Annotated in this window: 11 protein-coding genes; all 11 read left to right on the plus strand. The window is 49.1% G+C overall.

Going from position 1 to position 21,159, the window contains the following annotated elements; all coding sequences use genetic code 11:
- Positions 1 to 86 precede the first annotated feature (86 nt).
- The 11 genes from CF651_RS07315 (at position 87) to CF651_RS07365 (ending at position 21,114) form a co-directional block, all read left to right on the plus strand.
- Positions 87 to 1,658 (plus strand): type 2 periplasmic-binding domain-containing protein, encoded by a 1,572-nt coding sequence (locus CF651_RS07315; RefSeq protein ID WP_094014201.1) that lies wholly within the window; start codon positions 87 to 89, stop codon positions 1,656 to 1,658.
- 326 nt (positions 1,659 to 1,984) lie between these two features.
- A complete protein-coding gene (locus CF651_RS07320) occupies positions 1,985 to 3,571 on the plus strand; it encodes a glycoside hydrolase family 43 protein (protein WP_094014202.1) in 1,587 nt (528 codons plus the stop codon).
- A 117-nt stretch (positions 3,572 to 3,688) separates the two neighbouring features.
- Positions 3,689 to 5,983, plus strand: a complete 2,295-nt coding sequence (locus CF651_RS07325) for a glycoside hydrolase family 95 protein (protein ID WP_094014203.1) — start codon at positions 3,689 to 3,691, stop codon at positions 5,981 to 5,983.
- Between the two features lie 100 nt (positions 5,984 to 6,083).
- Entirely contained in the window at positions 6,084 to 8,417 is a 2,334-nt protein-coding gene (locus tag CF651_RS07330) for a helix-turn-helix domain-containing protein (RefSeq protein ID WP_094014204.1), read from the plus strand.
- A gap of 222 nt (positions 8,418 to 8,639) precedes the next feature.
- Complete coding sequence (locus CF651_RS07335) at positions 8,640 to 9,605, plus strand: ABC transporter permease (protein WP_094014205.1); 966 nt, start codon at positions 8,640 to 8,642, stop codon at positions 9,603 to 9,605.
- 21 nt (positions 9,606 to 9,626) lie between these two features.
- A complete protein-coding gene (locus tag CF651_RS07340; protein ID WP_094014206.1) occupies positions 9,627 to 10,508 on the plus strand; it encodes a carbohydrate ABC transporter permease in 882 nt (293 codons plus the stop codon).
- A 112-nt stretch (positions 10,509 to 10,620) separates the two neighbouring features.
- Positions 10,621 to 12,201 carry an extracellular solute-binding protein gene (locus tag CF651_RS07345; RefSeq protein WP_245855760.1) on the plus strand — a complete coding sequence of 527 codons (1,581 nt, stop codon included), beginning with the start codon at positions 10,621 to 10,623 and terminating at the stop codon, positions 12,199 to 12,201.
- Between the two features lie 264 nt (positions 12,202 to 12,465).
- Positions 12,466 to 13,824 (plus strand): ABC transporter substrate-binding protein, encoded by a 1,359-nt coding sequence (locus tag CF651_RS07350; protein ID WP_094014207.1) that lies wholly within the window; start codon positions 12,466 to 12,468, stop codon positions 13,822 to 13,824.
- A 156-nt stretch (positions 13,825 to 13,980) separates the two neighbouring features.
- On the plus strand, positions 13,981 to 14,922 hold the full coding sequence (locus tag CF651_RS07355) for a carbohydrate ABC transporter permease (protein ID WP_094014208.1): 942 nt from the start codon (positions 13,981 to 13,983) through the stop codon (positions 14,920 to 14,922).
- Positions 14,915 to 15,754, plus strand: a complete 840-nt coding sequence (locus CF651_RS07360) for a carbohydrate ABC transporter permease (RefSeq protein WP_094014209.1) — start codon at positions 14,915 to 14,917, stop codon at positions 15,752 to 15,754. Before CF651_RS07355 ends, CF651_RS07360 begins: the two co-directional genes overlap by 8 nt.
- A 317-nt stretch (positions 15,755 to 16,071) precedes the next feature.
- On the plus strand, positions 16,072 to 21,114 hold the full coding sequence (locus CF651_RS07365) for a pectinesterase family protein (protein ID WP_179232720.1): 5,043 nt from the start codon (positions 16,072 to 16,074) through the stop codon (positions 21,112 to 21,114).
- Positions 21,115 to 21,159 lie beyond the last annotated feature (45 nt).

Genomic DNA, 21,159 nt, shown 5'->3' on the forward strand with positions numbered 1-21,159 from the left:
TTGGCTCTGTTAAAGGGTAAATATCCTTTCCGGTTTACAGGCAAGCAGCCTTAAACATATGATTACGATTAAGAGGGGGAAGACACATGAATTTCAAAAAGCTGGGGTTGCTATCTGCGGCAGGTGTCCTTGCGATTACTGCCATTACCGGGTGCAGCGGAAATACGAACTCTTCCGGGGGTACTGCCAAGAATGAGACCGCGGGCACAGATGAAATTGTGGATATTGAAGTATGGGGCACGAATATCGGCTATAAGCCGATTACCAAGGGCAGCAAGCTGTATGAATTGTACAAGGAAAAGCTTGGTGTCGGCGTCATCCATCCTTATGTAGAGTGGAACGGAGGCACCAACTACCTGAATCAGCTGAACCTGAAGATCGCAGCTAACGAAATGCCGGACCTGTTCTTGCCCCAGCAGGGCATCGAGGACAGCTTGGCCAAAAACGGCGCCATCGCCGACCTGACAGAGCTGCTGCCTAAATATGCACCGAATTTGTGGGAGGCCATTCCAAAGGAAATGTGGGATATTGTCAAGGCCAACGACCCTACCGGTCAAGGGAAAATCTATTACATCCCCGGTATGGTTGACTACGGAAGATACGCCGGGATGATCCGCAAGGATTGGCTCGACAAATTGGGCATGTCGATGCCGAAGACGCAAGACGATTACGTAAAGGTGCTGGAGGCATTCCGGGATAAGGATCCGAATGGCAATGGACAGAAGGATGAGCTGCCGACGGGTGGCCGTCAAGAGGCCCGTTGGATGGACCATCTGTTCGCCATGTATGGCGTGGCCATGTTTGAAGGGTATCCGGATTGGGACCTGTACGACGGCAAGCTGACGTATTCTGCGGTTACTCCGAATATGAAGGCCGCCTTGGAGTTCATCGCCAAGCTGTATAAGGACGGTTTGTTGGATAAGGAAACGCTCCTGAACGACAAGGCCAAATGGGACGGCAAGGTTGAGTCGAATAAGGGAGGGAACTATTTTCACTGGGTAGAAACCGGTTATTTGCCTTTAGAGAATCTTTTCAAGAACACGGGTGTGAAGGCTGAATTCTCCGTACTCCCCGTACCTGAAGTTGCAGGCTACAAAGGCTTCTACACTTGGAAGAGGTTTCAGCCTCCGGCCTGGGTGGTTAAGAACAATAAAGATCAGAAGAAATTAATGGCCACTATGAAGCTGCTGAACAACATGTACGATAAAAAGAATTGGATCCCTCTGTATCTTGGCGTGGAAGGCATGCACCATACAATGAAGGATGGCAAACCAGTCAAGCTTCCGGATGACAAGAGTACGCAGGAGAACCTCATTCTCGATCCCTATTCCAAAATTTCTACCCTTGATTTCATGATGAATTTAAATAAGAGTACGGCATCGGAAGACAGAATGTGGGCAATAAATCAAGTGAATCGAAATATGCAGGAAGCCCAGAAGTATGCCAAGGTCATTGCTGGTGATGGGATGCCGGCCAGCGTGTACGACGGCTTCGCCGACATAAACAACCGTACGCTGTACGTGGAATATGCCACCAAGATTATCCTTGGGCAATACCCGATCAGCAAATTTGATGAATTCGTAGACAAGTGGAACAAATCGGGTGGTGAAGAGGTCACGAAGCGTGCCAGGGAGTGGTATGCGAAAGTGAAGAAATAATCGTCACAATTTCTCCGAATCTTATCATGATGAGCAGCAATCCGGCCCCGGGGGATGGGGCGTGCAAAATTTCACAGTGTCAAAAAAGGACTGAGCTTTAGGGCTTAGTCCTTTTGTATTATCCTGCAAACGGATTGAAAGTACTGCAAGCTAACTATCGGGATGTCGTATCACACTCCAACATTCTTAAAGAACTGCAGTCAGAAGTGAAAAAACCGTATCCAAGCCGTTTCTGACTTCTGTTACATTAATAGAGACGAACTGCCGGCTTGCATTCGTCTTCTTCTTTATTCTGCCAAAAGTAAATAACGGGAGGAAACAAACACATGTTGATTCAAAATCCGATATTGCGAGGATTTAATCCGGATGCATCCATCATCCGGGTGGGGGATGACTATTATATTGCTACATCTACATTTGAGTGGTTTCCTGGAGTTCTGATCCATCATTCCAAGGATTTGGTACACTGGCAACCGCTGACGAGGCCTCTCGATCGTGTAAGCCAGCTCGATCTCAGAGGAGTTCCAAGCTCCGGGGGCGTGTGGGCACCGTCATTAAGCTTTGACAACGGAGTTTTTTATCTTTGCTTTACCAATGTTGTAGGACGAAAGGGCGTGTACAAGGATCTTCACAATTATGTGGTGACGGCGTCGTCCATTCATGGCCCGTGGTCCGATCCGGTTTACCTGAATTCCAGCGGCTTCGATCATTTTCTGTTCCATGATCCGGATGGAAGCAAATGGTTGTTCAATATGCAATGGGATTTCCGGAAAAACAAGAACCGCTTCGCCGGGATTATCATGCAGGAATACAGTCCTTCAGAAGGCAAGCTGGTGGGACCCGTTAAGCTGGTGACCAAAGGGACCTCGCTAGGGGTGACGGAAGGTCCGATGGTGTACAAGAAGGGCGATTTTTATTATCTTCTTGTAGCGGAAGGCGGAACGGGAATCAATCACGCTGCCACTTTGATGCGCTCGCGTTCCATTGGCGGTCCGTATGAGGCCGATCCGGAGTCCCCGGTTTTGACCACCGTAGGCTTCCCGCATCACCCGCTGCAGAAGTCCGGGCACGGCAGCCTTGTTGAGACGCAAAACGGGGAATGGTACATGGCCCATATTTGCAGCCGTGTCTTGCCGGATGGAAGCAATTTAACCCCGCTTGGCCGGGAAACCTCCATCCAGAAGGTACGCTGGACGGAAGACGGCTGGCTTCGATTGGAGTCAGGAGACCGGCTTCCCCAGCTCCAAGTGCAGGCCCCTGCATTGCCGCCCCATCCGTTTCCCGCGGAGCCGCAGAGGGATCATTTTGATGAAGAGCAGCTGGGCATCCATTGGAATACGCTGCGGGTTCCGGCAGAACAATCCTGGCTCACTCTACGCGAGCGTCCGGGCTTTCTCCGATTGTACGGTCGGGAATCCCTTTATTCCTGGAGCCGCCAAAGTCTGGTTGCCAGGCGTATTCAAAGCTTCGAGTGTGAAGTGGAAACCTGTGTAGAATTCGAGCCGGAGGCATTTACCCAAATGGCTGGACTTATTCTTTATTACGATGAGTCGGATCACTTTTATCTGCACATCTCTTATGATGAGGAACGCGGCAAGCATCTGGCTGTGGTGATCAACGATCAGGGGCGATACGATGAATCGGGGGCATACGTCGATATACAAGACTGGGAGCGGTGTTATTTAAAAGCATCCATCCGGTATGAAAAGCTTCAATTTTATTACTCTGCCGATGGAGCGGATTGGAGGCCGATCGGTCAGGAGCTGTATATGGGTGTTCTTGCCGATGAGTATACCGGGAAGCTTTCTTTTACCGGAGCCTTTGTGGGGGTCTGCGCCCAGGATTTGAGAGGAACGATGCTGCATGCGGATTTTGATTATTTTGATTACAGGGTCGAGTCTGATAGAGCTTAAAGAGGCTTGTCCAAAAAATAATCGATCGTTCTAATAAATGAGCGATGGATTTACCCCATGGTTTACGTCATAATAGAAACGAATTTCAAGACGTTTTTTGGACAAGAGGGTGAAGAGATGGAACATAAAATATGGTTTAAACAACCTGCGGAGCATTGGAATGAAGCGCTTCCTATCGGGAACGGCAGATTGGGAGCGATGCTGTTCGGCCAGCCGGCCAAAGAAAGAATTCAATTAAACGAGGATTCCGTGTGGTATGGCGGGCCACAGGAAAGAAACAACGCGGATGCGCTGCCGAATCTAACGAAGATCCGGGGGCTTCTTTTTGAGGGAAAGCTGCAGGAAGCCCACAGGCTGGCGGAAACGGCCTTTTCCGGTACGCCCTGCAGCCAGCGGCATTATATGCCCGCAGGGGATTTGCTGATCAGCTTTGACGGGCATCAGCATGAGGTGCGCAGCTACAGAAGAGAATTGGACCTGGATCGGGCTGTTGCCGTAACGTCCTATGAGCTGAACGGTTACCGGTACTCCCGTGAAGCGTTTGCCAGTTACCCGGATAACGCGTTGATCGTCAGACTGAAAACAGATCACCCGGAAGGAATCACCTTCTATGCCCGGTTTGATCGAAAAAAAGGAAAGTATATCGATCGTGCAGGAAAAGCGGGTAACGATACGATTATGATGCTGAACAGCTGCTACGGCACGGGCGGGAAGGATTTTGCAGTCATGGCACGGGCATCTTCGGAGACCGGAAGCATCAAGACGATTGGAGAACATCTGATTGTAGAAGGTGCCCGGGAGGTTGTCATAACGATTGCCGCAGCGACTGCATTTAGATTTGAAGACCCGGAGGAGGCTTGCCGAACAACGATTCAAGCAGCATCAGCCTGGTCATATGAGCAGCTGCTGGATCGGCATTTAATGGACTACCGGCAGCTGTTCCAGCGGGTAAATCTCCAGTTGTCGGCTGCCGGGGAAATTGGAAATCAGGATTTGTCCACCCCCGAGAGGCTCGAGCGCATGAAGCTTGGTCTTGAGGATCCGGACCTGCTGGCCCTTTATTTCCAGTTTGGCAGATACCTGCTTATCGCCAGCAGCCGCCCCGGTTCGCTGCCTGCTAACCTTCAAGGGATTTGGAATGATGAGATGCTGCCTCCCTGGGACAGCAAATATACGATTAATATCAATGCCCAAATGAATTATTGGCATGCAGAGACCTGCAATTTATCTGAATGTCACGAGCCCCTATTCGAGCTTCTGGAGCGAATGCGGGTAAACGGCCGGCGCACCGCACAGGTGATGTACGGCTGCCGGGGGTTTGTGGCACACCATAACACAGATATTTGGGCCGATACAGCTCCCCAGGACATATATCCACCGGCAACTTATTGGACGATGGGAGCTGCCTGGTTGTGTTTGCATCTATGGGAGCACTATCTTTTCACGCAAGACATTGAATTTCTGAAGTCAGCCTATGAGACGATGAAGGAAGCCGCGTTGTTCTTCGTCGATTTTCTGACCGAGGCACCGGACGGAACGTTGGTAACCGTGCCTTCCGTTTCTCCGGAAAATAAATATATGCTGCCGAATGGAGAGTCAGGGACGCTATGCTACGGTCCGGCTATGGATAGCCAGATCTTGACGGAGCTGTTCACCTGCTGTATTGAGGCATCCCGGTTGGTAGACGCTGACGGAGCCTTTCGTTCCGAGCTGGAGCAGCTGCTCCCCCTATTGCCAAAGACACGGATCGGCAAGCATGGACAAATCCAGGAATGGCTTGAGGATTATGACGAAGCGGAGCCGGGTCACCGTCATATCTCCCACTTGTTTGCCCTGCATCCGGGAACCTCGATTAGTATCAGCGATACGCCGGAGCTGGCGGAAGCGGCACAGACTACACTGCACCGGAGACTAGCGAATGGGGGCGGGCATACGGGATGGAGCCGGGCTTGGATCATTAACTTCTGGGCACGGCTCGAGAACGGGCAGGAAGCACATCATCATTTGAAGCAGCTGCTTACCCATTCGACGCTGCCGAATCTATTTGACAATCACCCTCCCTTCCAAATCGATGGTAATTTCGGGGGGACTGCGGCTATCGCGGAGATGCTGCTGCAAAGCCATAGAGGGGGACTTCAATTGCTGCCGGCGCTGCCTGATTGCTGGTTGAGCGGCCGGGTGCAAGGCTTAAGGGCCAGAGGCGGCTTGGAGGTTGGAATCGAGTGGGAGATGGGCATGCTCAAGGAAGCGACCATCAGCTCTAAACACCACAATAGATGCCGAATTCGAAACGGGTCCCGATTCATTGTTCTGGATGCGGACGGCAACACGATGCCGTTAACAAAAGAAGGAGACCTCATCTCGTTCGAGGTGGAGCCAGGCCGAACCGTTCATGTAGTTCCAGCTGAATAGAGGAAGGTTGGAGAGTGCACCAGACACTCTCCTTTCTTTATCAGTGGGCTAAAACGAAAGCTTACGCTATAATGGTAACATCACATAAAGGGGAGTTCAGATGCTGCCTAAAAGTATAGCTATTTTTCGCCATCGAAGCGTTTTTGTCAAATGGCTGCTGATTTTAAATATCGTTATCTTACTGTCGATCTCTATTGTCGGCGGCATCTCTTATTGGACCTCTTCCTCCCTCTTGATTCAAGAGGCGGAAAAGAGCAGCGGAGTGTACCTCGAGCAGGCACGCGACAATATCGATAACGAGATTATCGTCCTGGAGAGTCTGTCACAGCAAATCGCACTTCAGCCGGAGACGCGGAGGGCGCTCTATTTATCCGCTGGCACGGAGGTCAGTGATCCGACCCTTTTTTCAACGCTGGTGAAATATTTGAGCACCGTTAAGTTTTCGAATCCGATGATCGGAAGCTTGTGGCTGGATATCCAAAATTATCCGACGATTATTAGTAATGAAGCGAAATATGAAAAAAGCTTTTATTATGAAAGCGTTTTTCCGATGAAAAGGCCGGACTTCGATTGGGCCAAAAACGTATCCAGACCACTTGGCGTCAGATCGTTAGGGACGCTGGAAGTGAACGGGAATACGATGCTTCTGTTTGCCCGACCCGCCCCTATCGAGGAGCCTCCCTATAAAGGAGTTCTTTATGCCAGCGTAGAAGCCAAAGATTTTGCGGACCGTATTAACAACAGCAAATTTGGCTCGAACACCGGTGTTTTTGTGATGGATGCGGAGGAGCATATTGTCTTGAAGAATGATTGGGTGCGGCAGGAGCACGAGGACAGCACGCTCGACCAGCTCGTTCAGTCCATACACCAACAGACGGGGACGGAAGGCTCCGTTCATTTTCAAAGCAGCAAGGGAGAGCCATTTCTTGTCGTCTACACAACATCGAAGGTAAATGACTGGACATATGTCAGCCTGATTCCGATCGCTACCCTTATGGAGAAATCCAAACGCATTCAAAGCACGACCGTGATCGCGGTTTTACTGTGCTTAGGCTGCGGGCTTATCGTTTCCTATGTCTTGTCGAGACGCATTTACGAGCCGATCAATAAGATCATTCAATACATCAAATGGATCGAGGGGAAAGAAGCAATTGAAACCCGGTCTGCAGCAGCGCCCAAGCAGGATGAATTAACCCTCATCAATGAACTGATCAATACGGTGCATGACCGTTACGAAAGCTTGAAGACGACCTTCGAAAAGCAGGTTCCCGCATTGCAGCAAAAGTTTTTGAACGATTTAATTGAAGGCCGTACGACGGGCCCCATTGAAGAGGTAATCTCCGGTATCCGACTGCGGTTGCCGTACTCTTCCTTTCAAATCGCGGTAATGGAGAGCGTCGATTTCACGATGACCGAGAAGGTGAGCAACGGGGAAACCGTACTCACTGTATTGGGTGATATTTGCAGCCAATATGCCGTCGGCGACATGTGCTTTTATTATGTGCCCAAACATAACAACATGGCCGTATTTATTGTCAATTCGGAGTCTCGGATTCATGATCTGGACAAGATGTACGAGTTTGTCGAATACATCAACGGAACGTTTGACCGGCTCTATAACAAAAGATTTACGATCGGAATCGGCAAAATGTACGCGAACCATAACGATGTACCGTTATCTTACGTCGATGCTTTGATGGCCCTTCAGTATAAAGTCGTCAAGGGGCAAGGGCAAATCATTTTTGTCGATGAAGTCCGTAGACGAGAGGCGGAAACCTTGAATTACTCCATGGACATGGAGAAGCAGCTGATGAACAAGCTGAAAACCTCCGATTTGGATCATGTCAAAGAAGCGTTGGATCGCATTCTGGAGATGAACATCGACGTTCAGCATTCCTCTCCGGAGCTTATACAAAATTTATTCAGAGCGCTTGCGGGGACGATCATTCGAACCATTTATGATATCGAGGCAACGACGGAGGAAGTGCTGGGCGGTTCGGGAACGGATCTGTATGCGGAGCTGGACAGAAGCAACACTTTAGAAGACAAGCGCAGCTACATCATTAAGGTTCTCAGCTCGTTATGCCGCTATATAGAGCAGCGGAATGAGAATCAATATGAACAGTTGTACAACAAGATCAAGGAATATGTAGAGCTTCATTATCATCAGGAGCTTTCATTGCCGCAATTGGGCGAAGCATTAAATATGTCGCCTTCGTATTTAAGCAGCAAATTCAAGGAAATTACCGGTGTGAAATTCGTTGATTTCGTCAATATCCGAAGAATTGAGCAAGCAAAGCTTTATTTACAAGAAACAGATGAAACGATCAACGGAATTTCAGAAAAAGTCGGGTTCGTTAATGCCAATACGTTTATTAAGGTTTTCAAAAAGCATGAAGGCATCACACCGGGGCAATTCAGGTCTTTGAAATAAATATCAACGGCTCCGTAAGCATATTCGGATGCCGTTTTTTTTGTGAGAGTAAAAAATAAACGATGGATCTAAAGAAAATACGATAGTTAAATCACGGGCGGATGATCCGACCAAGAAATGAACGATAGACGGAAAACTTCGCGAAACAGATAATATTCCCATCAGCCAAACATACCGGCCTGGCGATTCCGGTGAATTCGGCAAGAAAGGGGGAATTCCAATATGAGTACGGACCATGCTGCGGGTTCAGCAGCACATCACAAAAAAACAGCGGAGAGGAGCAAGAGCGTTTGGAAGCGGATCACTAACGAGTACCATCTATATTTGTTATTTATCCCCGTTTTGATTTATTATGCTATCTTTAAGTACGTTCCGATGTTCGGGACGATCCTGCTGTCCTTTTTGGATTACGACATTTTTAAAGGGCTTACAAGCAGCCATTTTGTAGGGTTCAAGCATTTCATCACTTTTTTTCAGTCGGTCTATTTTTTTCGGCTATTAAAAAATACACTGGTTCTGAATTTGATGAACCTTGTTTTCGTCTTTCCGGCTCCGATCCTTTTTGCCTTGTTGATGAATGAGATTCATCATCGCTGGATTAAACGCCTGGTTCAGACCATCAGTTATTTGCCGCACTTCGTGTCCACTGTTATAGTGGCCAGTATGGCTGTTACCTTCCTGTCCCCGAGCGTCGGAATGATCAATCATATCATGGAGTCCTTGGGCGGCGAGCGTATCCACTTTTTGCTGAAGCCGGAGTATTTCAAATGGATATATACGTCCATTGATGCATGGCAAACCATCGGCTGGTCAGCGATCCTGTATTTCGCGGCACTAACGGGGATCCATAGTGAATTGTATGAAGCCGCTATGGTGGACGGGGCCAGCCGATGGAAGCAGGCGATTCATATCACCATTCCAGGCATCTCTTCAACGATCATTATTATGCTGCTGCTGAAAATCGGCCATATGCTGGAGGTCGGCTACGAGCTCATCCTGCTCCTCTACAACCCGACTACATATGTGACAGCGGATGTCATCAATACGTATGTGTATCGCAAAGGGATTATCGAGTCCAGCTACAGCTTTGCCAGCGCGGTAGGCTTTTTCCAATCCATCATTGGACTGATTCTGATCGTTGGGGCCAACCGATTGGCCAAAAAATATTCTGAAACGAGTATGTGGTAAGTTGGAAAGGAGGTTCGGGCCATGCCCTATCAGCGCGTTACCCTGGGGAGAATCGGTTTTAATCTTATCAACGCTCTATTCATGACGGCAATTGTCATCTTAACGCTCTATCCGTTTCTCTACATTCTTGCCTCATCACTAAGTGAACCCATCTATATTCAACAAGGCAAGGTCAGTATATTCCCGCAGGGCTTTAATTGGAAGGCATATAGCTTAGTGTTCGAATTTCCGATGCTCGGCCGTTCCTACTTGAATACGGTCGTTTACACAGTAGTCGGTACATTGATCAGTATGGCCTTGACCGTCATGGCTGCCTATCCGCTGTCCCGCAGAAGCATGTGGGGCAGAAAAACGTTGACTACACTGATTCTGCTTCCGATGCTTTTCTCAGGAGGGATTATTCCTTCCTTTCTGGTTGTCAACGCTCTGGACATGAGGGACACGATCTGGGCGATTGTTATTCCGGGGGCAGTGACTTCATTTTATGTTTTCATCATGAAAACCTTTTTTGAAGCGATTCCCCATGAGCTTGAAGAAGCGGCTAGAATCGACGGTTGTACCCATATGCAAATTTTATTGAAAATTGTGCTTCCGCTGTCCCTTCCCTCTCTGGCTACAATCGGTCTGTTCTATGCCGTAGCACAATGGAACAGCTTCTTCCCTGCCATGCTTTATTTGGGGAGCAAGACCATGCATCCGATACAGCTTCTGCTTCGAGATATCGTTATCATGAACGATACGGACTCTGTCCTTGGGGCAACGGATGCCTCGGAGAGGGCTTTGATGGGCGAAGCGGTAAAGTATGCAACCATCATGGTCGCAACGCTGCCCATTCTGGTCGTGTACCCTTTTGTGCAGAGGTATTTTGTACAGGGGGCAATGGTTGGCTCTGTAAAAGGGTGAGCAGGGGGATCCCTGCGGTAAACTAAGATTCCAAAGGAAATGCCAAAGGACAAAGTTCCGCGCTCTGAGCAGCAACTGAAAAATATTGGAAAATAAAGGGAGGTTTTTTTTCGTGTCAAACCTTTTTAAACAGCGCAAGTGGATCGTTCCAGCAGCCATGTCTTTAACCTTGGCAACCGTTGGGGTGCTGGCAGGCTGTACCCCGAGCGATAAGGGCGCAAGCGACAAAACCAATGCCGGAAAGAGCCCTGCTTCGGATAAGCCGATCACCGTTCGTTTCCTCGTTCAGAACGATCCGGGCGCCCCGATGAAGAATGACATGCCATGGGTCAAAGAGTTCACTAAGCATACGGGCGTTCAATTTGATTGGATTGCCGGCCCGGAAAATGCAGATCAATACAAGGAAAAATTCAATCTGACCATTGCTTCGGGGGATATTCCTGATTTAATGGAGGGGCCTGGCGATATGCTGATTAAAGGCGGCGATGCCGGCACGTTTCTTGCCATCGATAAATATTTGGACAAAATGCCTAATTTGAAAAAGCTGCTGGACGAGAATCCCGCCTATGCCCGTGCCTTAAAAACTGATAACGGGAGAATTTACTTCCTCCCTCATTTTTTGGCGGTGAAAACCAACAACGCTTTTCTTGTGCGGCAGGACTGGTTGGATAAGCTGGGCTTGAAGCAGCCGCAGACGCCTGACGAGATGTATAACGTGTTGAAGGCTTTTAAGGAAAAAGATCCGAATGGCAACGGCAAGGCGGATGAAGTCCCTTTCACGACCCGCAACAAGAAGGTCGGATTGGGCGGTTTTGTCGAACCGTTCGGCGTCTCGCTGGAGGAGGATTTTATCGTCGAGAATGGCAAGGTCGGTTTTACTTACACGAATGCCAAGATGAAGGACGCTTTGGCTTACCTTAATAAGCTGTTTAAAGAAAAGCTGATTGACGGCGAATATGCTACGAACGATCAGAAGATATGGGATCAGCGCTTGGCTACGGAAGTGGCCGGCATGACCTGGGACGTCTTTGCCCGTCAGGATTACTTCAACAAGTCCATTCAACAAGCCAACAAGAATGCCAATATATCGATGATGAATCCGTTAAAGGGGGCTGACGGAAAGCAGTACACCAAAAGTCAGCAGCTGCCTGTAGGGGCTACGGGGATCGCGATCAGCGCCAAATCTAAAAATATTGAGCAGCTGATTCAATGGGCGGATTGGTTCTATAGTCCGGAAGGGCAGCTTGCCTTCAACTTTGGTATCGAGGGTGATACGTATACCCTGGTCAACAGTCAGCCTCAATATACGGATAAAATTGTGAAAGATCCAAAATTGGCTCCAGGCAGCGTAATTAAGGCGCTTGGCCGACTTCACTTTGTCTCGAAGCTGGATATCCGCTATGAGAATGCATCCCAATCCCCGGAGGTTGTCAAAAAGCGGGATGAGGTTGCTAAATTCGTGACCGATCGTTTTCCTAAGGAATATTTGTCTTACACGCCGGAGGAGCGTGAGGTTATCAACTCCAAGTATACGGAAATCAGCACGTTTAAAGATGAAATGTTTGACAAATTTGTTTATGGTGCAGAGTCGCTTGACAAGTTCGACGAATTTGCAGCCAAGATCAACAAGATGGGCTTAGCCGACGTCGTTAAGGTGCAGCAAGCTGCATACGACCGGTATATGAAGCGGTAGAGGGATCTAAGCGCAAGCTTGGCATCATGTAAGATAGGGAACAGTGAGTAAGCGTCGTCTGTAAATCCGAGATTGTCCCTTCATCCTAGGGGGACTTCGGATACAGATGGCGTTTTTTTTCTCACAATATTTCAAAGAAAACAAACAAAAATTGAAAGGAATCTTATGTAAAAAATAAAACCTCCAAGCTACACTTAATGCAAGACGAATAGCAACACGTCGCATTCACCAAAAACACATTAGGGGTATGAGGAGAGGATACAAGTGAAGAAAAAAGCGTGGGGGCTTGGAATGGCTATGGTCATGCTGACCGGAATCGTGCTGACCGGCTGCGGGGATAACGGGTCTGCGTCCAAGGACAATGCTCAGTCAAACAGCGGAGCTGCGGGACAAGGTTCCGACAAGAAAACGACGCTTGAGTTTTGGGCGGCGGCCATTACACCGGAGAGGGAGGCTTTCTGGAAAGGCGTCGTGAAGGATTTCATGGCCAAGAACCCGGATATTACCGTCAACTACTTGGGTGTGCCCGGAGATTTAAACGCTTACAATCAGAAGGTGAATGTTGCCTTATCCGCAGGCGAAGCTCCGGATATGATTAATAATTTCACCTCCGATCTGGTGGCGCGCGGCGTACTGGAGCCGCTCGACGATTACCTTGCCAAGTGGGAAGGCAAGGATAAGATCACGCCCGGATCGATTGCTTCGATGAAATCTGCCGATCCCAAGGGCGGCAAGCTTTATGGCTTGCCCTACGGCGTACAGCCTTGGGTGATGTGGATCCGGCCCGATTGGCTGAAGGAAGCGAATTTGCCAATGCCCGGGACATGGGACCAGTTCCTGGACGATGCTCAGAAGCTGACCGACAAGTCCAAGGGTCATTATGGCTATGGAATCCGGGGCGGGGCCGGCAGTGCCAATACGCTGGAAATGCTGATGTACTCGTATTCCGGCATCACGAACTATTTCACCAAGGAGGGCAAAGCGACGATCAACGATCCGCTTCATGCTCAATTTGTTGAAAAATATTTGGGCGGCTATAACGTGAATACGCCTGAGGATGATCTGAACAAGGGCTGGACGGAATTGGCAGCCTCTTTCCAATCCGGCAAGGTCGGCATGATTTTCCACAACTTGGGTTCTGCGAGCGCACACGAAAAAGCGTTTAGCGGCGACCTGTCCAAGTTCACGGCGGCGGCATTCCCTAAGAGTGTCAAAGGCTACAATGTTCACCCGGGAGTCACACCGAGCTCGATGCTCATGTTAAAGTCGTCGAAAAATAAAGAGGCGGTCTGGAAATTTATGACCTACTTTGTGCTGAATCATAATGGTGCCTACGGTAAGCTGTATGGAGAAATTCCGCCGAATCTTGACGCGATGAAAGAGGATTGGATTCAGAAAATGCCTTATATGAAGACCGGCGCCGATCTTATGGCTTCCGCCGATACGAAGTTTACGGACAATCCTGTCTATTTGCCCAACTACACGAGCATTCAGCAAACGATGGAGCCGATGATCCAGAAGGTCATGGCCAAGAAAATGAGTGCCAAGGATATGTTGGACGAATGGGCGAAGCAGCTGGAGAAGGCCAAAGCGGATTACGAGGGCTCGAATAAAGGGAAGTAAAACAATCGCAGGCAAGGCTCCGTATCTGTACCGGCGCCGCCTGCCTTTTTTATAGCAACGGATCGTTTTCTTTAAAAAAACCAAACAATGTTTGTAAGATATCTTATTTAGCAAATGCCATTTGGAACCTATTATAGGAAGGGAGGTGATCATCCAATGAAATTGGAACAGCAATTGACAACAAGGAAAGCCACCGGTTCAGCAAAGAGAAGAAAGTGGATCAGCAATGATAAATTTGTGCCTTACATTTTGTTCGCCCCAACTTTCATTCTTATTGCCGTTATCATGGTTTTCCCAATACTTCGGGTGTTTGAGTTAAGCTTTCAGAACTATGACCTGACGCGTCCCCAAGAGTTCGGCTTTGCCGGACTGCTCAATTTTAAACGCATTTTATTCGAGGACGATCTCTTCGCAGGGACGGTTTGGGTGACGGTCAAATGGGTGGTCATCGAGGTGGCGCTGCAGCTCGTATTGGGCTTGTTCGTAGCCTTATTGTTAAACCAACGCTTTCTATTCAGAGGGCTGGTTCGTTCACTAGTCCTTGTGCCGTGGGCGGTTTCGGGGGTTCTTACAACCATGTTGTGGTCATTGATGTACAATCAGCATATCGGAGTGATTAACGACATCCTGAAGAAGCTTGGATGGATTCATGAGGATGTTGCCTGGCTTGCCAACGTGAACACGGTATTCGGATCGGTCGCCGTTGCCGAGCTGTGGAGAGGCATTCCTTTCTTTGCCGTAACGCTGCTGGCATCCCTGCAATCGATCCCGAACGATGTTTACGAGTCCTGCGAGGTAGACGGCTGCGGCAAGGTGAGGAAGCTGTTCTACATCACACTTCCTTATTTGAAGGAAAGTATTCTTTTTGCCACTTTGCTGAGGGCCATCTGGGAGTTCAATTCCATCGATATGATCTTCACCATGACGAATGGCGGTCCGATGAACATGACCACCACACTCCCGATTTATATGATGCAGACCGCGATATTAAAAGGGAACTACGGCTACGGCTCGGCCATTGGCGTCATCACCTTCATCTTCCTGATGATCTTTGTCATAGGGTATCTGAAGCTAAGTAGGAGTGGACAAGATGATTAAATTGAGACGGGCATTTTCTTCCTTAACGTTGTTTCATATTCCAATGGCTGTTACGATGCTGTTCGTACTGCTTCCATTCCTGTGGGCCGTTTCGACTTCGCTAAAAAGGGAGACGGATATTATCAGCTCTTCCGTTCACTATCTTCCCAGCCCGGTGACGTTCGACAATTTCATCAAGGTATGGAGCGTCAACAAGTTCTCGGTATATTTCCTGAACAGCTTATTTATCAGTATTATTGCCGTTGTGTTCATCGCTATCTTATCCATTGCTAACGGGTATGCGTTCAGCCGATTCAAATTTGCCGGGAAAAATATGTTTATGCTCATTCTTCTCAGCACCCAGATGCTGCCGGTTATCCTGTTTGTCATTCCTTTATTTTTAATTTTCAAAAATATGGGGCTGATCAATACGCCTTATTCTATTATTTTGTTTTATATCGTATCCCAGGTCGCATTCAACACACTGCTCATGCAGGGCTTCGTTTCCGGTGTTCCGAAGGAAATTGATGAAGCGGCCATGGTCGACGGGGCAGGAAGATACCGGATCATTTTTACAATCATCACACCGGTTATTCTCCCCGGGATCGTGGCAACCGCAGCGTTTGCTTTCATCGGATGCTGGAATGAGTTCCTGGTTGCATTCTCTTTTATTACATCGGCCCAAAAGTTTACGATTCCTATCGGATTGAAATTTCTGATCGGCGAATACAGTGTCGAATACGGCTCGCTCTCCGCCGGCAGTATCATAGGGCTGATTCCTCCTATTGCACTGTTTATGTACATTCAACGGTTTCTCATCCAAGGGCTGGCCGGCGGCTCGGTAAAAGGATAATCGAATCGAACCACTCCTCGAGTGGTTTTTCTTTGTAGGCAAGAAAGTATAAGTTTCACAACCTTCGTCTATCTTGACAAACGCATGTCACCCTGGAAAGATGGCGAAGCCGTTTATCCTTGCTGAAAGACATGCTGTGCATGTATGGCTTAGTAACAAACAATCAAAAAAAACAAACAAACTTTGAAAGAAAACTTATTTTGAAAGCGGTTTATTCACAGTATGCTGTGTATGCCAAATGTTTTTCCCATGCAGTAAAAATATGATGGTAAAGGGAGTGCAGCTTTTTGAAAAGATCTCCATGGATGATCACGACAATGATTTTTTTAATAATTGTGTCTTATTTGCCCGGCTTGCCGCAGTATGTCATGGCAGACGCGCTCCATGCTTCTGCAAGCAGTACGGCAGCTCCGATCTATCCGCCGACAGAGCTTCGAATGTCGCCGGCTTCCAATACGGACAATTCGGTCGTGCTGGTTTGGGAGAAGCCGATGCTTTATTCGAACGTCACCAACTACAACATTTATGACAGCGAAGGCCGCTTCATCGGGAAAACGCCCAAAACCTATTTTAAAATCGAAGGCTTGTCTTCCGAAACGGCCTATCGTTATACCATCCGGGCCCAGGACGCCTCAGGTATGGAATCACTTGACAGTAATTCCGTACAAATCACGACGAAGCCGGTAGGGGTTAGGCTGAATGTCAAGGACTTTGGTGCAACGGGCAACGGACAAAGCCTGGATACGGCGGCCATTCAAGCCGCAATGGATGCCTGCCCGCCAGGGGGGACCGTTTATTTTCCGGCCGGATCTTATTTGACGGGAGCGCTATTTTTCAATCACAGCCATATGACGGTGTATGTGGATGCTGGAGCCCAGATCAAACCGAGCAGACATAAAGCCGACTTTTTGCCTTTTGTAGCCGCCCGGCACAGCTTGGAGGAGCCGAAGGCTTACGCAAGCGTATTTAACGCAGGGGTTATGGATCATACCAACTATGGATTCTCGATTACCGATATCGCAATGATAGGACCCGGAACGATCGGAGACGAGGATAACGGTCTGGCGCTGCGGGAGGAATATGATCAAGATCAGGCTGAAGTCGGTGTTACTTACGGCGGAGGAAGCTTGCTGAGCTTTAATAACGCCCGGAATATATACCTCGACGGCTTGCAAATCAGAAACGGCATGATGTGGACGGTTGTTCCTGTGTACAGCAAGGACATTACCGCTTACGGCCTGGATATTGTCACAACCGTTCATAACGGGGACGGGTTCGACCCGAACTCTTCTGAGAACGTATACATTCTTTCCTCGACCTTCCAGACCGGGGACGACAGCAGCGCGATCAAATCGGGCATCAATCAAGAAGGCCGGGAGATCGGCAGACCGTCCCGGTTCATTTACTACCGTGGAGATACATTCAGCGGCGGGCATGGCGGAATTGTATTAGGCAGCGAAATGTCCGGCGGCGTCAGCGATGTTTTCGCGGAGGACTGCATTCTCACGCCTGTGGATGTTCCAACGAACGGAATTAATGCGGGCTTCAAGATCAAGACGAGCACGTCGAGAGGCGGCTATATTCGAAATGTTCAAATCAGAGACTCCCTCATTAACCGAATCGAGCTGAATTCGAACTATGACAAGCTAACGGTTCCCGACAATTATCCTCCGGATTTGAGCAACTTCCGATTCATCAACCTTCGAAATTCGGATACGAACGGGTCAGGCAACGTAATTTCCTTAACGGGAGCCGCCTCGACGCCGACTTCAGACAATTCCTTGAAAAATGTTCAGTTCAGCAACTGCTCCTTCTATCAGGCCCAATTGGCCTATACGGAAAATATTTATTTTAACAATTGCACGTTTACCCAACCGATCAGCGTTACGAACAGCAACAATATTGTGCAGGACGGTTCGGTCTTGTATGACAAATCGTTTCCGATCCGCGAGGATTTTACCAGCTATCGCACCGGAGATTTGCCCGGCGGCTACTGGACGGCAGCGACCGATATTCCAGGCGCGCTGAAAATTGCGGCAGACGGATCACAGGAAGCCAATAGTCTTTATTTCGATGACACGGGCTCCGGTTATGTGCAGGCATCCCGAAAATTTACTGCGCAAACGGGTGTCGTTACGGCCCAAGTCTATATGATGCTCCCCGCGCCTCCCAATCTGACGAACGGTGTGCCTAACGGTACTTATGCAACCAAAGCGACCAGTAACCACAATCTGTTTCAGCTGCTTGGTTCGGACGGGAAGATGGCGCTGTCAATCACAACGCAAGGCAACGGTTCCTTAGGCTATAACATTAAAAATGTTACGGCGCCAGCCATTGTACCTAGCATACCGCTTGGCAGCTGGTTTTCCGTTAAGGCCGTGATCGACTATCCTAACAAATCAGTAGACGTTTATTACAATGGAACCAAGGTGCTAAGCGGACAGCCGTTCTATGATGCGACCAGCATTCCCAAAGACATCGGCACCTTCAAAACCATCACGCCCAATAATAATACGACGGTTGCCGCCCAAGTGTATTTGGACGATTTGATGATTGAAGGCACATCGGCTTCAAATCAGGGCTACGGGATCAATCTTACCTCGTTGACCGGCGCCAATAGTATCTCGGCCAAAGGAGGCAGCCTGCAGTTCAGCGCTGCAAAAACGACGGGCTCTTCATCGTCCGTTGCATGGGCGGTCTACCAAAGCGACCTTACCCCGACGGATGCTGCAATCATCGATTCCAACGGGGTTCTGACGGCGAGAAAAAATGGAAATGTGGTTGTCACGGCATCGATGAATGACGGCACGGCTGTTGTAGGCTTAATGCCGATTACAATAACCGGACAGCAGTCCATGACAGGATTCAAGCCTGTAAGTGTAACCACTGCGGTGGGAACACCGCCGGAGCTTCCTTCTGTCGTGTCCGTTTGCTGGGACGACGGCTCGGTAACCCCTGCTTCCGTCACATGGGATTTGGTCATTCCTGCACAATATAAGCAGACCGGGCCCCTGACAGTCCAAGGGACAGTGGAGGGCTTTTCCCAGAGGGCTGCGGCTAAAGTTAACGTTGTGCCCCTAACCGTCAGCGGCTACAAGCCCGTTGTGATCAAGACTACCCCGGGAACCGCGCCAAGCCTTCCGGAGAAGGTAACCGCGCTCTTGAACAATAAGACCACGCAGACTCTTCCCGTCGTATGGAGCGGTGTTTCTCCCGATCAATACGCTGGGGTCAATGTCAAAGGCTTTACTGTAGCCGGAACGGTTCAAGGGGCTTCCTTACCCGTCACTGCCCATGTCTCCGTGCTGCCTGCTTCCATGCAGGGGTTGAATCCGATCCTTGTTGCTGCAGACGGCAGCGGTGATTACAAGACCATTCAAGAGGCGGTTCAAGCGGTGCCGGACGCCAATGCCAGCAGAGCCGTCATTTTTATCAAGAATGGCATTTATTACGAAAAGGTTCTGATCCCTGAGACCAAGCCTTACGTTTCCTTCATCGGAGAGAGTGAAGACGGAACGATTCTTACGTACGATGACCATCCGAAGAAGACGGCTCCGGACGGCACTCCTTTAGGACTCGGCACTTATAATGACTACACGCTGATGATCAAGGGTCATGATTTTAACGCCAAACATATGACGATTGCCAACACCTCAGGCTCCGGCGCAGGACAATCTGTTGCGGTGGATGTGTATGCCGACAAGGCTTTCTTTGAAAAATGCAAAATATTGGGGTATCAGGATACCCTGCTAACCCGAAACCTGACCGATAATGCAGACCCTGCCAATTATGCCAATAACAGCACAGTACAAACGTACAGGTCTTATTATAAGGATTGCTACATCGCAGGCTCCGTCGACTTTATTTTCGGTCCGGGCATTGCTGTGTTCGATCATAGTGAAATTCATTCGATGCTTTCCGGACATGTTACGGCTGCCTCCACTCCTGCAGGACAAAAGTACGGGTATGTTTTTCTTGACAGCATGGTGACGGGAGAAGCTCTATTAGCTACCAAGCAGACGGCCATCGGGCCTGTTGATTTGGGAAGACCGTGGCGTCCTTATGCCCAAACCGTCTATTTGAACTCCTATATGGATAAGCATATCGCCACCGGAGGGTGGAACAACTTTGGTAAAGCAAGCAATGAAGCTACGGCTTATTATGCCGAATACCAAAGCACGGGCCCAGGAGCGAATCCAACCGGACGTCTTTCCTGGACACATCAATTAACGGACGATCAGGCGAAAAAATATACAATCGATCAAATTTTTGCTGCCGGCAGCTTGATTGGCGGAACGGATTCCTGGGATCCGACGATCCCGTCGCCTGCTGTTGCCATCGCATCGATTCCGGCCATACAGGTCATGACTCTGGCCGGTTCTGCACCTGTCTTGCCCACGGTTGTGGATGCTGTTTATACGGATGGAACTACGCAGAAGGTCCAAGTGACATGGGAGCCTGTCGCTCCAGAGCAATATGCCCAGGACGGCACCTTTACTGTCAAAGGAACGGTTCAGGGAACGAGTATTCAAGCAGCCGCCACAATTACCGTTCGCGCAGGCAGCCTACTGACCGGGCCGGATTCGGTAACAGCAGGCCAACCCCTGGATATCCTCTATGGTTGGGCGGGCGTGTCGGAGGAAGTGTACGGGATGGATCTGACCTTCAGCTATAATCCCGATCAAATGCAATTCGTATCGGCAGATTCCTTGGTCAACGGTGTTTCCGTCGTGGCTCAGACCAATGGTTCCGGCCAAGCGAGAATTCTTGTGGCCAGCTCTACAACCGGGGTGTATTTGACAGGAAGCCTGAGTAACATACTCCAGCTTCATTTCAAAACTAATATTTCGGCATCGCCGGCAACCAGCACGGTATCCTTAACCAATGCCATGATTGCTGATGGAAGCGGCAGCGAAACTGCGGTTGAAGGATCCTCTTATCAAGTCGTTATTAAAGCGGCTGCTGCAGCTAATACAACGGTACTTGTGTCCAAAATAAACGAAGCGCAAAGTAAGCTGGCATCCGCATCGGCAGGAACAAAATGGGGGCAGTACGCACAGGCAGCGGTAGATGCCCTCAATACGGCTGTTAGCAAGGCAGCCAATTTACTGAATAGCAGCTACCCGACCCAAGCGGAGGTGGATCAGGCTGTTGTTGACTTATCGTTAGCGATAGAGGCCTTCAACGATTCGTTGAACATGAAGGCAAGTGTCGGTGATTTGGCGATTATTGCATCCCACTATGGCATGACATCTGCGGATACCAATTGGGCAACCGTTCAGCGGTATGACATCAATCACGATCTGAAATTAGATATCGTCGACTTGGCGGCAATAGCCAAAAAAATCGTAAATGAATAGAAGGCAACGGCAATGAGCGAGAGAGCAGCGAGGCTACTCTCCTAT

The organism is Paenibacillus rigui (assembly GCF_002234615.1).
Lineage (GTDB): Bacteria > Bacillota > Bacilli > Paenibacillales > NBRC-103111 > Paenibacillus_S > Paenibacillus_S rigui.

Bases quoted from the DNA above. Each gene is read 5' to 3' on its own strand.
- CF651_RS07365 (WP_179232720.1), top strand. From the start codon at position 16,072: ATGATTTTTTTAATAATTGTGTCTTATTTGCCCGGCTTGCCGCAGTAT.
- CF651_RS07360 (WP_094014209.1), top strand. From the start codon at position 14,915: ATGATTAAATTGAGACGGGCATTTTCTTCCTTAACGTTGTTTCATATT.
- CF651_RS07315 (WP_094014201.1), top strand. From the start codon at position 87: ATGAATTTCAAAAAGCTGGGGTTGCTATCTGCGGCAGGTGTCCTTGCG.
- CF651_RS07320 (WP_094014202.1), top strand. From the start codon at position 1,985: ATGTTGATTCAAAATCCGATATTGCGAGGATTTAATCCGGATGCATCC.
- CF651_RS07330 (WP_094014204.1), top strand. From the start codon at position 6,084: ATGCTGCCTAAAAGTATAGCTATTTTTCGCCATCGAAGCGTTTTTGTC.
- CF651_RS07340 (WP_094014206.1), top strand. From the start codon at position 9,627: ATGCCCTATCAGCGCGTTACCCTGGGGAGAATCGGTTTTAATCTTATC.
- CF651_RS07335 (WP_094014205.1), top strand. From the start codon at position 8,640: ATGAGTACGGACCATGCTGCGGGTTCAGCAGCACATCACAAAAAAACA.
- CF651_RS07325 (WP_094014203.1), top strand. From the start codon at position 3,689: ATGGAACATAAAATATGGTTTAAACAACCTGCGGAGCATTGGAATGAA.
- CF651_RS07355 (WP_094014208.1), top strand. From the start codon at position 13,981: ATGAAATTGGAACAGCAATTGACAACAAGGAAAGCCACCGGTTCAGCA.